At 71.6% G+C, this 13,495-nt stretch carries 13 protein-coding genes; 8 read left to right on the top strand and 5 right to left on the bottom strand.

Translation table 11 applies throughout. The annotated features are described in order from the left end of the window. Positions 1-86: 86 nt before the first annotated feature. Positions 87-1,721, top strand: coding sequence for a lytic transglycosylase domain-containing protein (locus ACT53Q_RS10565; protein WP_476186601.1), 1,635 nt, complete (start codon positions 87-89; stop codon positions 1,719-1,721). Between the two features lie 21 nt (positions 1,722-1,742). On the opposite strand, the gene ACT53Q_RS10560 is transcribed toward ACT53Q_RS10565, so the two are convergent. Beyond that, entirely contained in the window at positions 1,743-2,360 is a 618-nt protein-coding gene (locus tag ACT53Q_RS10560; RefSeq protein WP_476186600.1) for a DUF2939 domain-containing protein, read from the bottom strand. A gap of 63 nt (positions 2,361-2,423) precedes the next feature. Beyond that, positions 2,424-3,422 carry an aldo/keto reductase gene (locus ACT53Q_RS10555; protein WP_476186599.1) on the bottom strand — a complete coding sequence of 333 codons (999 nt, stop codon included), beginning with the start codon at positions 3,420-3,422 and terminating at the stop codon, positions 2,424-2,426. 168 nt (positions 3,423-3,590) lie between these two features. On the opposite strand from ACT53Q_RS10555, the gene ACT53Q_RS10550 reads away from it, so the two are divergent. Then, positions 3,591-4,523 carry an AraC family transcriptional regulator gene (locus ACT53Q_RS10550; RefSeq protein ID WP_476186598.1) on the top strand — a complete coding sequence of 311 codons (933 nt, stop codon included), beginning with the start codon at positions 3,591-3,593 and terminating at the stop codon, positions 4,521-4,523. Between the two features lie 25 nt (positions 4,524-4,548). Here ACT53Q_RS10550 and ACT53Q_RS10545 read toward each other — a convergent pair whose 3' ends face one another. The 3 genes from ACT53Q_RS10545 to ACT53Q_RS10535 all read right to left on the bottom strand — a co-directional run bounded on the left by ACT53Q_RS10545 (position 4,549) and on the right by ACT53Q_RS10535 (position 6,525). After that, entirely contained in the window at positions 4,549-4,806 is a 258-nt protein-coding gene (locus tag ACT53Q_RS10545; protein WP_476186597.1) for a hypothetical protein, read from the bottom strand. Between the two features lie 199 nt (positions 4,807-5,005). Further along, complete coding sequence (asd, locus tag ACT53Q_RS10540; RefSeq protein WP_476186596.1) at positions 5,006-5,869, bottom strand: archaetidylserine decarboxylase; 864 nt, start codon at positions 5,867-5,869, stop codon at positions 5,006-5,008. Then, positions 5,869-6,525, bottom strand: a complete 657-nt coding sequence (locus ACT53Q_RS10535) for an SCO family protein (RefSeq protein ID WP_476186595.1) — start codon at positions 6,523-6,525, stop codon at positions 5,869-5,871. Before ACT53Q_RS10535 ends, asd begins: the two co-directional genes overlap by 1 nt. Before the next feature lie 114 nt (positions 6,526-6,639). Between ACT53Q_RS10535 and prmB the strand changes: the two genes are divergently transcribed. The 6 genes from prmB (at position 6,640) to ACT53Q_RS10505 (ending at position 13,480) form a co-directional block, all read left to right on the top strand. Next, entirely contained in the window at positions 6,640-7,611 is a 972-nt protein-coding gene (gene prmB / locus ACT53Q_RS10530; protein WP_476186594.1) for a 50S ribosomal protein L3 N(5)-glutamine methyltransferase, read from the top strand. 11 nt (positions 7,612-7,622) lie between these two features. Beyond that, entirely contained in the window at positions 7,623-8,750 is a 1,128-nt protein-coding gene (gene aroC / locus ACT53Q_RS10525) for a chorismate synthase (protein WP_476186593.1), read from the top strand. 188 nt (positions 8,751-8,938) lie between these two features. Then, positions 8,939-9,955: an aspartate-semialdehyde dehydrogenase gene (locus ACT53Q_RS10520; RefSeq protein WP_476186592.1), complete on the top strand. Its 1,017-nt coding sequence runs from the start codon at positions 8,939-8,941 to the stop codon at positions 9,953-9,955. A gap of 64 nt (positions 9,956-10,019) precedes the next feature. After that, positions 10,020-11,939: a type IV pilus assembly protein FimV gene (locus tag ACT53Q_RS10515; protein WP_476186591.1), complete on the top strand. Its 1,920-nt coding sequence runs from the start codon at positions 10,020-10,022 to the stop codon at positions 11,937-11,939. Positions 11,940-12,030: 91 nt separating this feature from the next. Further along, positions 12,031-12,825, top strand: a complete 795-nt coding sequence (gene truA, locus ACT53Q_RS10510) for a tRNA pseudouridine(38-40) synthase TruA (RefSeq protein WP_476186590.1) — start codon at positions 12,031-12,033, stop codon at positions 12,823-12,825. Next, on the top strand, positions 12,818-13,480 hold the full coding sequence (locus tag ACT53Q_RS10505; RefSeq protein WP_476186589.1) for a phosphoribosylanthranilate isomerase: 663 nt from the start codon (positions 12,818-12,820) through the stop codon (positions 13,478-13,480). The genes truA and ACT53Q_RS10505 overlap by 8 nt, the downstream gene beginning before the upstream one ends. Positions 13,481-13,495: the final 15 nt, after the last annotated feature.

Raw genomic sequence — 13,495 nt, 5'->3', positions numbered from 1 at the left:
TTCGCCGGCATGACTTTTCGCCCGGTTGCCGCCCTGCTGCCCCGGGGCTAACCTGCCTGTCCTCCGTCGTGGTCTCCCCCGTGTTCATGCTCCGATCCCTGTCTGCCGGTGGGCGTGTCGCCCGCCCGAACGCCCTGCTGCGTTCGTTCGCGCCGCTGCTGGCGCTGTCCCTGCTGCTGGTGCTGCCGTCCGTCCACGCCCAGTCCCGCCGCGAGCGCGATCTCGACGCGCTGAAGGCGCGGATGACCGTCGCCGAGACCCGCTACCGCGAGGCGCTGGTGAAGGTCGCCAACAACGACCCGGCCGGCATGCAGGACAGCAACGCGGCGCTGGAGGACATGGAGGACGTCATCACCGCCTGCCTGAAGATCAAGGGCTGCCCGATCTCGCAACTGCTGACGACCTACAAGCGCCTGCTGAAGTCCGACGTCGACCAGCGCGCCACCGGCGAGGCGCCGGTGGGCGAGGACGAGCAGGGGATGATCGACAGCGAGATCGCCAGCGCCGACGTGCCGCGCGCGGCCGAGGCGTCGTCGCTGCTCAGCGCCGACGGCCAGCGCTTCGTGAACATGGTGCAGATGAACCCCGCGGTGCAGGCCGGCATCCGCCGCTGGCTCACCGACATGCGCGGCGCGCTGATCAACACCCACGAGAACTACCAGTACCTGCGGCCGTCCATGGCGCCGGCGTTCCAGCGCAACGGCCTGCCCGAGGCATTGCTGTTCGGGATCATGGCGAAGGAATCCACCGGCCGCGTGCACATCGGCTCGCGCGCCGGCGCGGTGGGCCTGCTGCAGTTCATGCCGTCGACCGGTCGCCGCTTCGGCCTGGGCCAGGACGGCACCGGTTTCGACACCCGCTACGACCCGAAGATGTCGTCCGAGGCCGCGGCGGCCTATCTCAGCGAGCGCTACGCCGAGTTCGGCAACATGATCGAGCTGTGGCTGGCCGCCTACAACGGCGGCGAAGGTCGGGCGCTGCGTGTCTACAAGAGCAGCGGCGGCCGCAGCTTCTGGGACGAGGACGTCTACAACCAGTTCCCGGCCGAGACCCGCGACTACGTGCCGATGGTGATCGCCGCGGCTTGGCTGTACCTGCATCCGAAGGAATACGGCCTGACCTTCCCGAAGATCGATGCGCGCGAGGCGACGTTCCGGCTGGTGCGCCCGGCCTCGATCTACCAGCTCACGATCTGCCTCGGCAACGGCGGCACCCGCGACGGCTTCATGCGCGCGCTGCGCAACCTCAATCCGCGCTACGAGGCCGATGCCTGGCTGCCGACCGGCACCGTGCTCAACGGCACGGCGAAGATCGCCGGCCTGTACCAGCGCTACTGCATCCAGGGCGAGCGCGCCGAGCTGGCGCAGCAACTGGTGAACAGCAACGCCAGCGCCGCGATCGTGCGCATCGGCGCGATCGAGGCCGTCACCACGACGGCGACCGGACAGGACGGAACTGCCGTGCCGGCGGATGGCGATGCCGCCGCGCAACCCGTGCCGCCGTCGGCGCCGAAACCCGCGACGCCCAAGCCGCAGGACAAGCCCAAGCCCAAACCGAAGCCGGTCCGCCACCATCGCGTCGCCCGCGGCGACACGCTGACCTCGATCGCCCGCAAGTACGACTGCGATCTGTCGGATCTGGCGAAGGCCAATCGCATCAAGGGACCGCGCTACCCGGTGAAGCCGGGTCAGCAGATCACGCTGGCGGGCTGCGGGGACTGACGTCCCGCGATTCGTCGAGGCTCACCGCCCCGGCAGCAGCGCGTTGGTGTCGACCTGCGAGAGGTCGACTTCGGTCAGTTTCCACTGCACGAGGTTGCGGCGCTCGAACACGAGCGTCGCCGGCAGCGACGGGTCGCCGCCGAGGTCGCCTGTGACGACGAAGGTCGACAGGTCGCGATAGCGCATCTGCAGGTGCCAGTCGGCGGTGGCGACGCCGCCGTCCGCGGTCGGCGCGGCGTCCGCGGCCGGGTCGCGCAGCGACGCGAGGGCGCCGCGGCCGGCGAAGAGCGCGGTGAGCCCCGCTTCCGAGGCGAGGCCGTCGATCCACGGGGTGGCGGCGGAGGCGAGCAGCGAGGCGCCGAGATCGCGCCAGCCGCCGGTGCCGTCGCCGTCGGCGCCGAGCCGGCGACGTGCCGTGTCCGCCAGTTGCGCCTTGAAGTGCGTGCTCACCGACGGGAAGTCGACATGCGCGGCCAGCGCCGCCGCGTCGCCGCGCGCGGCGGCCCGTTGCATGGCGTGGACGGTGAGCCAGGGCGCGGCCGCCACCCAGGCGAGCAGGCCGAGGACGCCGACGACCAGCGCGATCGTGACGAGGCGGTGGCCGGTGCGGGGTGTGCGGGGTGCGTCGATGCGTGACATGCGGACTCCTGCGTCGCGGGGCAGCGACGCAGGAGTGTAGACCGCAGAATGGAAGCTGCGCGGTCAGCCGTTGACCGTGCCCATGCTCGATTCGGGATAGCGCAGGCCGGCGACCGCGTGCTCGGCCAGCACGGCGTCGATGCGGGCGCGTTCGTCGGCGGTGAGCGCGACCCGCGCCGCGCCGGCGTTCTCGTCGAGGCGACTGATGCGGCGGGTGCCCGGGATCGGCACGATGTCCTCGCCCTGGTGCAGCAGCCACGCGAGCGCGAGCTGCGCCGGCGTGCAGCCGCGGGCCTGCGCGAGGGCAGTCACGGCGTCGACCAGCGCGCGGTTCTGCGCGGCGTTGTCGCCCTGGAAGCGCGGGTTCTGGCGACGCCAATCGTTGTCGGCCAGCGTGTCGGTGGCGGTGATCGCACCGGTGAGGAAACCGCGGCCCAGCGGGCTGTAGGGCACGAAGCCGATGCCCAGTTCGCGGCAGGTCGGCAGGATCTCGGCCTCGACGTCGCGGGTCCACAGCGAATACTCGGTCTGCAGCGCGGCGATCGGATGCACCGCGGCGGCGCGGCGGAGCGTGGCCGGCGCGGCTTCGGACAGGCCGAGGTGGCGGACCTTGCCGGCCTCGACCAGCCGCGCCATCGCGCCCACGGTTTCCTCGATCGGCACGGTGCGGTCGACGCGGTGCTGGTAGTACAGGTCGATGCAGTCCACGCCCAGCCGCTGCAGGCTGGCGTCGCAGGCGGCGGCGACGTACTCGGGGCGGCCGTTGACGCCGAGGAAGGCGCCGTCGGGACCGCGCACGTTGCCGAACTTGGTCGCCAGCACGATCTCGTCGCGGCGTTCGCGCAGGACCTGGCCGAGCAGGCGCTCGTTCTCGCCGACGCCGTACATGTCGGCGGTATCGAGGAAGTTCACGCCGATGTCGAGCGCGTGGTGGAGCACGGCGAGGTTGGTCGCTTCCTCGCTGGGGCCGTAGAAATCGGACATGCCCATGCAGCCGAGGCCGAGGGCGGAAACGACCAGGCCCTGGCGGCCCAGGGTGCGGCGGGGGAAGGCGTCGGTCATGGCAGGCATCCGGTGGGGGAGAGTGGGCGCATCGTGCGCTTCGGGGCGCGGGTGGCGTTAGCGGGAATCTCGCCCATCCTTGCCCGATCCTCCGGCGCCGCCGCCGCGCCCTTGGCGCCGGGCAGCGGCCGCGGATAATGCCGGGCATCGTCGAACCGGGACAACGCCATGGAATCCAGCGGGTTGCACGCAGCGGACGCCGCAGGGGCGGAGGACAACCTGCGGCACGAGCTGGCGGCGCGGATTGCCGCAATCTCGGCGCTCGACGGCGCCCACCCCAGCGGATTGCCGGGCGTGGACGGCATCCGCATGAGCGCGCCGTCGGGCCCGCTGCCGGCGGTCTACCACCCGTCGCTGTGCATCGTCGCCCAGGGCCGCAAGCAGGCGACGTTCGCCGGCGAGACCTACGTCTACGACCCGCTGCACTGCCTGCTGGTGTCGACCAGCCTGCCGATCAACGGGTGCATCCTCGAGGCCACGCCCGAGCGCCCGTACCTCTGCCTGCGCATCGATCTCGACCCGCGGATCGTCGATGAACTCCTCCCGCAGCTCGGTGCGGACGCACCGGCGCGCGAGGCCGACGACGCACGCCGGCTGATGTTGGCGCGCACGTCGCCGGCGTTGCTCGACGCCGCCGTGCGCCTGCTGCGGCTGCTCGATGCGCCCGCGACCGCGGCGCTGCTGGTGCCGCTGATCGTGCGCGAGATCCACGTGCGGCTGCTGACCGGCGAACTCGGGCCGCGGCTACGCGCGGTGTGTGCGGTCGACGGCACGCTGCGCCGCGTCGGCGGCGCGCTGGCGCTGCTGCGCGAACGCTACGCCGAGCCGCTGCCGGTCGAGGCGTTGGCCGAGGCCGCGCACATGAGCCCGTCGGCGCTGTACGCGCATTTCCGCGAAGTCACCGGCCTGTCGCCGCTGCAGTTCCAGAAGCGGCTGCGGCTGCAGGAAGCGCGCCGGCTGATGCTCAGCGACGGCCTCGACGCGGCCGCCGCGGGACACCGCGTCGGCTACGAAAGCCCGTCGCACTTCAGCCGCGAATACCGGCGCCTGTTCGGTGCGCCGCCGCGCCGCGAGGTGGCGGTGGCGCACGGGGCCGACTGAAGGCGTCGGACGCGGCGGCGCGGCGTCAGCCCGGGAACTGCAGCCGCATCGACTGTTCGTCGACGTAGTGGTTCTGCACGAACACGTCGCCCTCGGTGCCCTTGCCGACGTTGCGGTAGGTGTCGAACCCGAGGCCGTCGTCGTTTTCCCAGACGATCACGTCGCCCGGGTCCAGCGCCCATTCCGGGCCGACTTCGACGATGGTGTATTCGCCGTCCGCGGTGCGGATGGCGATGGCGGATTGATCGCGGTCGATGACGGCGATGGTGCCCTGTCGGCTCATGCGTACGCTCCCTGTCCACGGCGCCCGATCCGGGGCGCGCTCCGTTCGCGGCCGAAGCCGCGGTCCTTGTGCGCAGCGTTGCCGTCGCGCATGTCGGCACGTTACGGGATGCGTCGCGCCGCGATCAATGCATGCGATTGCCGCAGTCGGTGCGCTGTGCCGATCCGTGTGCGGTGCCGCGCGCCGTGTGCGACGGCGTTCACGTTGACCGGCGGCTGGCCAGTCGCTGGCCCAGGCGCACCGGGCATTCGGCAACGAGGGCGGGGTCGAGCGACGCGACGTCCTTCGGCAGCAGCACGATCACGGTCGAGCCGTAGTTGAAGCGCGCCATCTCGGCGAAACGATCCAGCGCGATGCCGCGGCCGCGGTAGTCCTTGCGGGTGATGCGGTCGCCGTAGGCCGGGATCTCCACGCCGCTCCACACCGTTTCCACGCCCGAGACCAGCAGTGCGCCGACCATCACCAGGCACATCGGCCCGAAGTCGGTGTCGAAGTGGCAGACCAGACGCTCGTTGCGCGCGAACAGTCCCGGCACCGAGGCGACGGCGTCGGTGCCGACGCTGAACAGCCGCCCCGGCACGTGCACGGTCTCGCGCAGCGTGCCGGCCCACGGCATGTGCACGCGGTGGTAGTCGCGTGGCGAGAGGTAGACGGTGGCGTACAGGCCGTTCGCGAACGGCGCCGCGGCGTCGGCGTCGCCCAGCAGCTCGGCGGCGGTGAACGACTGGCCCTTGGCCTGGAAGATGCGGCCGTCCCCGTTGCCCAGTGGTTCGATCGGCCCACACTGGCTGATGTGGCCGTCGGCGGGCATCAGCAGGCTGTGCGGATCGGCGTCGGCCGGCCGGGCGCCGGGCTTCAGCGCGCGGGTGAAGAAGGCGTTGAAGGTCGGGTAGGCGGTGGGGTCGGGCTCGGCGGCTTCGGACAGGTCGACCTTGAACTTCCGGGTCACGGTGTCGATCAGCCACTGCTTGACTGCGCGGTTGCGCGAGTACGCCAGCCGGCGCGCCAGCGCCGACAGGAATCGGTGCGGCAGGACGTAGGTGAGGGCGGTGACCGGGCGCATCAGCCGCCCGTCGCCTTCGACGTGCTGCGGGTCAGCGCGATCAGGTCCTCGGCGATCGCCTTGGGCTTCAGCGGCGGCTGGATCACGCCGGCCATGCGGCCCTGCGGGTCCAGCACCACCAGCGTGGCCGAATGGTCGATTGTGTACTGGTCCGGCGGCGCGTCCTTGCCCAGCGGCACCTTGGCGAACACCAGCGACAGCGCGCGGGTGAAGTTCTCCAGCGTCGGGATGTCGGCGGTGGCGGACAGCGTGTCCTTGTGGAAGCCGTGGGCGTATTCGCCGAGGCGGTCCAGCGTGTCGCGCTCGGGGTCCACCGACACGAACAGCACCCGCGGCCGCGTGGCGTCGGGCAGCGATTCCCATTGCTTCTGCGACCCCGCCAGCTCGCCGAGCGTGGTCGGGCAGACGTCGGGGCAGAAGGTGAAGCCGATGAACACCACGGTCCAGTGGCCGCGCAGTTCGCCGGGCTGCAACTGGGTGTGATCGGTCTGCTGCAGGGTGAACGACGGCAATTCGCGCGGCGTGCCGAGCAGGCGGACGGTCTGCAGCGGCGGACCGGCGGGCGTCTTCGGGCGGAACACGAACTCCGCGGCGACCAGACCGGCGGCGGTGGCCAGCGCGACCAGCAGGATCAGCAGAGTGGATCGGTTGAACATGCGCGGAGCCCCGAATGGCCGAAAAAACCGGTCCATGATAACCCCGCGACGGCTATACTTCGCGGTCACGCCCGAAACGCCGCGCTTCCGCGGCCATGCCCGATCCCGGACCCAATGACCGACGAGCTGCAGACCATCATCGATCTCATCCGGTATGGCGCCAGCCGGTTCAACGCGGCCGGGCTCACGTTCGGGCACAGCTACGACAACGCCCTCGACGAGGCCACCCAACTCGTCCTGCACGCGCTGCACCTGCCGCACGACCTGCCGCCGGTCTACGGCCAGTCGCGGGTGACGCTGGCGGAGAAGGAAGACGTGCTGAAGCTGTTCCTGCGCCGCATCGAGGAGCGGATTCCCGCCGCCTACCTCACCGGCGAGGCCTGGTTTGCCGGCCTCAGCTTCAAGACCGATGCGCGCGCGCTGGTGCCGCGCTCGCCGATCGCCGAACTGATCGAGGCCGGCTTCGAGCCGTGGCTCGGCGGTCGCGACGTGCGTCGTGCGCTGGACCTGTGCACGGGCTCGGGCTGCATCGCGATCGCGATGGGCCACCACAATCCCGAGTGGCACGTCGACGGCGTCGACATCAGCGACGACGCGCTGGCGCTGTCGGCCGAGAACAAGGCGCGCCTGCACGCCGACAACGTCCGCTTCCTGAAGTCGGACCTGTTCGGCGGCCTGCAGGGCGAGCACTACGACCTGATCGTCACCAATCCGCCCTACGTCACCAACGACGAGACCGACGCGCTGCCGAAGGAGTATTCGCACGAGCCAGAGCTGGGCCTGCGCGCCGGCGACGACGGACTGGACCTCGCGCTGCGCATCCTGCGCGACGCGCCGCTGCACCTCACCGAGGACGGCCTGCTGATCTGCGAGGTCGGCGAGGCCGAGCGCGCGCTGTCGCGGCTGCTGCCGGAACTGCCGCTGGCGTGGGTCGAGTTCAAGGTCGGGCAGATGGGCGTGTTCGTCGCCGAATGCCGCGACCTCGTGACCTACCACGCCCGCATCCGCCAACTGGCCGATGCCCGCGACCCGGCACTGCGCGGTGCGGCCGCGCCGGCCGCCGCGGCCGCTTCCGGCCTGTTCTGAGGGCGCCGCGCGTGAGCAACTCCTTCGGTCGCCTGCTCCGCGTCACCACCTTCGGCGAATCGCACGGGCCGGCGATCGGCTGCGTGATCGACGGCTGCCCGCCCGGGCTGGCGATCGCGGAAGACGAATTCGCGCACGATCTCGAACGCCGCGCCACCGGCCGCAGCCGCCACACCTCGCAGCGGCGCGAGACCGACGCGATCGAGATCCTCAGCGGCGTCTACGAGGGCCGCACCACCGGCACCCCGATCGCGCTGCTGATCCGCAACACCGACGCGCGCAGCAAGGACTACAACGACATCGCCGCGCAGTTCCGCCCGGCGCATGCCGACTACACCTACTGGCAGAAGTACGGCCACCGCGACCCGCGCGGCGGCGGGCGCAGCAGCGCGCGCGAGACCACGATGCGCGTCGCCGCTGGCGTGATCGCGAAGAAGTGGCTGGCCGAGCGCCATGGCGTGACCGTGCGCGGCCATCTCTCGCAGCTCGGTGAAGTGCTGCCGGACGCCACGCTCGGCGCGTTCGACTGGGCCGTGGTCGAGACCAATCCGTTCTTCTGGCCGATCGACGCCCAGGTGCCGGCGCTCGAAAGTTACATGGACGCGCTGCGCAAGTCCGGCGACTCGGTCGGCGCGCGCGTCACCGTCGTGGCCGACGGCGTGCCGCCCGGCTGGGGCGAACCGATCTACGGCAAGCTCGACGGCGACCTCGCCGCGGCGATGATGTCGATCAACGCCGTGAAGGGCGTGGAGATCGGCGACGGCTTCGCTTCGGTCGCGCAGAAGGGTTCGTTCCATCGCGACGAGATGACCCGCGACGGGTTCCTGTCGAACCACGCCGGCGGCATCCTAGGCGGCATCAGCAGCGGCCAGCAGGTCGTGTGCTCGGTCGCCTTCAAGCCCACGTCGAGCCTGCGCCTGCCCGGGCGCGGCATGAACGTGCTGGGCGAGGAAGTCGAGGTGATCACCACCGGTCGCCACGACCCCTGCGTCGGCATCCGTGCGACGCCTATTTGCGAGGCGATGATGGCGCTGGTGCTGATGGACCAGGCGCTGCGCCATCGCGCGCAGTGCGGCGACGTGGGCGAGATTTCGCCGCGAATTCCGGGCGCCATCGGCAAGACCGACGCGAAACGATAGCGGCGCGCCGCCAGTTCGCCCCCCACAGGCAGCGACGCGCCGCAGCGAAAGAAGACGTCCTACAACCCTTTTTCGTAGGAGCGACGTGAGTCGCGACGCGGTTGCCCATCCGGGCCGCATCGCCGGCCATGTCGGCGGGTCGCGACTCACGTCGCTCCTACACCCCCACATTTTCAGGTGAAACCCCCATGAGCAGGCAATTCAAGGTGGCAGTGGTCGGCGCGACGGGCGCCGTGGGCGAGGTGATGCTGTCGATCCTCGCCGAGCGCAAGTTCCCGGTCGGCGAAATCATCGCGCTCGCGAGCGAGCGTTCCGCCGGCGAGTACGTGAAGTTCGGCGACGACGAGGTGATGGTGCGCGACCTCGCGACCTTCGACCCGACCGGCGTCGACATCGCGCTGTTCTCGGCCGGTGGTTCGATCTCGAAGGAATACGCGCCGAAGTTCGCCGCCGCCGGCGCGGTGGTGATCGACAACTCCTCGGCCTTCCGCTACGACGACGACGTGCCGCTGGTGGTCAGCGAAGTGAACCCGGAAGCGGCGAAGCAGCGTCCGCGCGGCATCATCGCGAATCCGAACTGCTCGACCATGCAGATGATGGTCGCGGTGGGCCCGATCCACCGCAAGGTCGGCATCTCGCGGATCAATGTCGCGACCTACCAGTCGGTGTCCGGCGCCGGCCGTTCGGGGCTGGAGGAACTGGGCCGGCAGACCGCCGACCTGCTGAACTTCCACGAGATCGAGCCCAAGCGCTTCCAGGCGCAGATCGCGTTCAACCTGATCCCGCACATCGACGACTTCCTCGACAACGGCTTCACCAAGGAAGAGATGAAGCTGGTGTGGGAGACCCGGAAGATCCTCGGCGACGACAGCATCCAGGTGAACCCGACCGCGGTGCGCGTGCCGGTGTTCTACGGCCATTCCGAGGCCGTGAACGTCGAGACCCGCCAGAAGATCACCGCCGACGAAGTCCGCGCGCTGCTGGAACAGTCGCCGGGCGTGGAAGTGGTCGACGAGCGCAAGGCCGGCGGCTACCCGACCCCGGTCACCCATGCCTCGGGCCGAGACCCGGTCTACGTGGGCCGCATCCGCGACGACCTGTCGCATCCGCAGGCGGTCAACCTGTGGGTGGTGGCCGACAACATCCGCAAGGGCGCGGCGCTCAATGCCGTGCAGATCGCGGAGCTGGTGGCCGCGGAAGGCTGAGGACCGACGTTGCGTGCGACCCGGAGACCCGGCTACAGTCTCCGGGTCGTGTCAGGGGGCAAGCGTGATCAATCACTTGCGGATCACAGTTAGCGCGCTACTCGCACTGGCGTTCGCCTTCATGGCGGCGCCGGCGTGGGCGCTCGGGCTGGGCCAGATCAAGGTGCTGTCCCAGCGCGACCAGCCGCTGCTGGCCGAAATTCCGGTCATTTCCGCCGATCCGTCCGAGCTGGAGGCCCTGCAGGCCCGGCTCGCGTCCCCGGACACCTTCGCCCGTGTCGGCCTGGCGCCGCCGCAGGGCATCGTCTCCGACCTGCAGTTCGCGGTGGCGCTGGACGCCCGCGGCCGCCCGGTGGTGCGCGTCACCAGCGCGGCGCCGGTGCAGCAGCCGCTGTTGACCTTCCTGCTGGAAGTGGACTGGGGCCACGGCCGCCTGGTCCGCGAATATTCCGCGCTGCTGGACACGCCGCAGACCGCGGCCGCCCCGGCGCAGCCGCCGATCATCGAGGCCACGGTCGACCCGGTCGACGTCGTGGTCCGTCCGCCGGCGGTGGAGCCCGAGAACCCGCTCGTCGCCACCGCGCCGAAGCCGGTGCCGCTGCCGGCGCCCAAGCCGACGCCGCCTGCTCCCGCGCCGACGCCGTCGAACGTGCTGCAGGCGGACGCCCCGGTGCCGGTGCCGTTGCCGGCGCCGAGCGAGCGCGAAGTCGCCGCCGCCGCGCCGATCGAGGTGGTGGCCGACGAACAGACCCGCACGGTGCGCCCGGGCGAGACGCTTGCCGGCATCGCCGCCGAGGTCGGCCGCGGCCGCAACCTCGACCAGACCCTGGTCGCATTGCTGCGCGCCAATCCCGAGGCCTTCATCGGCGGCAACGCCAACCGGCTGCGCGCCGGCGCGGTGCTGCGCATCCCCGCGGGCAGCGGCATCGACCGCTATTCGCCGGACGAAGCCGCGGTGGTGGTGCGCGAGCAGGCGGCACAGTGGCGCGGCGCCGGTCGCGCGCTGCCGCAGCCGCCGGCCGTGGTGGGCGCGGCGCCGGCCGACGCCGTCGCGACACCGGCTGCGCCCGCGAAGCCGCGGACGCCGCGCACGGCCGCGCAGGCGCGGCTGGAGATCGTGCCGGCTGCCGGCAACGAAGCGAAACGGGCAGGGCAGCGATCCGGCACGAGCGCCGGCGGCGAGGGCGACATGGTGCGACAGGAATTGCAGCAGACGAAAGAAAACCTCGCCGCGCGCGATGCCGAGGTGCAGGAGCTCAAGGCGCGCGTGGCCGAACTGGAACAGCTCCAGCAGAAGCAGTCTCAGCTGCTGGCGATGAAGGACAACGCGCTGGCCTCCGCCCAGCAGAAACTCGCCGCCGGCCAGCAGGCCGTGGCGGCGCCCGCGCCGAAGCCGGACAACGGCAGCCTGCTGCCGTGGATCGGTGCCGCCGTCGGGCTGGTGCTGCTGGCGGTGGTCGCCGTGTTCTGGCTGCGCCGCCGCGCCGCCGAGCCGGCGGTCGTGACCGCGCTGCGCAACGACGTCGCCCGCGACCAGGTGCCGCCGGCCGACGCCTTCGATACCGAGACCTTCGACACGACGGCCTTCGACAGCGAGGCCTTCGATGCCGAAGCGGCCGACCCCGTCGCGGACGAGGCCCCCGTGCTCGCCGACGAAGCGCCGGCCGCACCGCCGCCGTCCCCGGACGAGGCGCCCGCGACCGAGGCCTCGCCGGCGTGGAGCCGGCTGGCGCCGTCCGCGGATCCCGAGCCGCCGAAGCCGGCCGTGCCGGCGCGGCCGGTGCCGACCTGGCATTCCGGCGGCGTCGAAGTGAGCCCGCTGAATCCCGCAACGCCCGGCCAGGGCCGGCTGGATCTCGCCAAGGCCTACCTCGACATGGGCGACCGCGACACCGCGCGCAGCCTGCTGCAGGAAGTCGCCGCGCGCGGCGACACGCTCGGCGTCCGCATGGAAGCCGACCGGCTGCTCCGGGACCTCGGCTGAGCCCGGGCGCGCGACGCCCGGCACGTTGGGACGCCCGCCCTCGACGCCTCGCCCTCGACGTCCGATCTTCGACGCATAGTCCTCGACTCCCATGACGCGTTACGCCCTCGGCGTCGAATACGACGGCAGCGACTTCCACGGCTGGCAGCGCCTGACCGCGCACGGCGAGGCCGGCGGCCCGCCGACGCTGCAATCGACGCTGGAAGCCGCGCTGGCCAGCGTCGCCGATCATCCGGTCGAAACCATCTGCGCCGGCCGCACCGACGCCGGCGTGCATGCCGAATGCCAGGTGGTGCATTTCGATTCCGACGCCCGCCGCGACCCGCGCGGCTGGACGCTGGGCACCACCGCGCGCCTGCCGCCGTCGATGCGCATCCGCTGGTGCACGCCGGTGGCCGACGACTTCAACGCACGCTTCTCGGCCCGCGCCCGCCGCTACCGCTACCGGTTGCTCAACCACCAGGTCCGCCCGGCGCTGGGCCGGCAGTGGCTGGCGTGGGAGCGCAGGCCGCTGGACGCCGACGCCATGCATCGCGCCGCGCAGCAGTTGCTGGGCGAGCGCGATTTCTCGTCGTTCCGCACCGTGCACTGCCAGGCGCCGCATGCGCGCCGCGAGTTGCAGCGCCTGGACGTGACCCGCGACGGCGAGATCGTCACCTTCACCGTGCAGGCCAACGCCTTCCTGCACCACCAGGTCCGCAACATGGTCGGCTCGCTGCTGGAAGTCGGCGCCGGCGCGCAGCCGGAGGCGTGGATCGCCGAGGTGCTCGACGCCCGCGACCGCACCGTCGCCGGGCCGACCGCGCCGGCCGCCGGGCTGGTCTTCATCGGCCCGCTGTATCCGCGCGCCTGGTCGCTGCCCGCCGAGGTGTCGTTCGATGCCTGACGCCTTCCGCTTCCCGCTGCGCACGCGGATGAAGTTCTGCGGCATGACCCGCGTCGACGACGCGCTGGCCGCCGCCGCGCTGGGCGTCGACGCCGTCGGCCTGATCTTCGCCGCGCGCAGCAAGCGCCGGGTCGAGCCCGCCGCCGCCGCCGCGATCCGCGCCGCGCTGCCGCCGCTGGTCGACGCGGTCGCGCTGTTCATGGACAACGACGCCGACGAGGTCCGCACGACGATCGAGATCGTGCGCCCGAGCCTGCTGCAGTTCCACGGCGGCGAGGACGACGCGTTTTGCTCGGCATTCGGCCTGCCGTACCTCAAGGCGGTCGCGATGGGCGGCGAGGGCGAGCGCGCCGACACGCTGTGCGCGCGCTGGCCGCGGGCCGCGGCGTTCCTGTTCGACAGCCACGCGAAGGGCGAGGCCGGCGGCAGCGGCCGCACCTTCGACTGGGCGCGGGTGCCGGACGATTTCGCGCGGCCGTTCCTCGTCGCCGGCGGATTGACGCCCGACAACGTCGCCGAGGCGGTGCGCACCACCGGTTGCTGGGGCGTGGACGTGTCCAGCGGCATCGAGGGCGACGTGCCCGGCGTGAAGGATCACGTCCGCATGCGCCGCTTCGTCGACGAAGTGCGGCGGGCCGACGCCGCCCGCGCCTGATCGACGCACGAATTC

The organism is Lysobacter sp. DMC97 (assembly GCF_056313745.1).
Note: the sequence above shows the minus strand (reverse complement) of the source record. Positions and strands in the feature narration are given on the sequence as shown.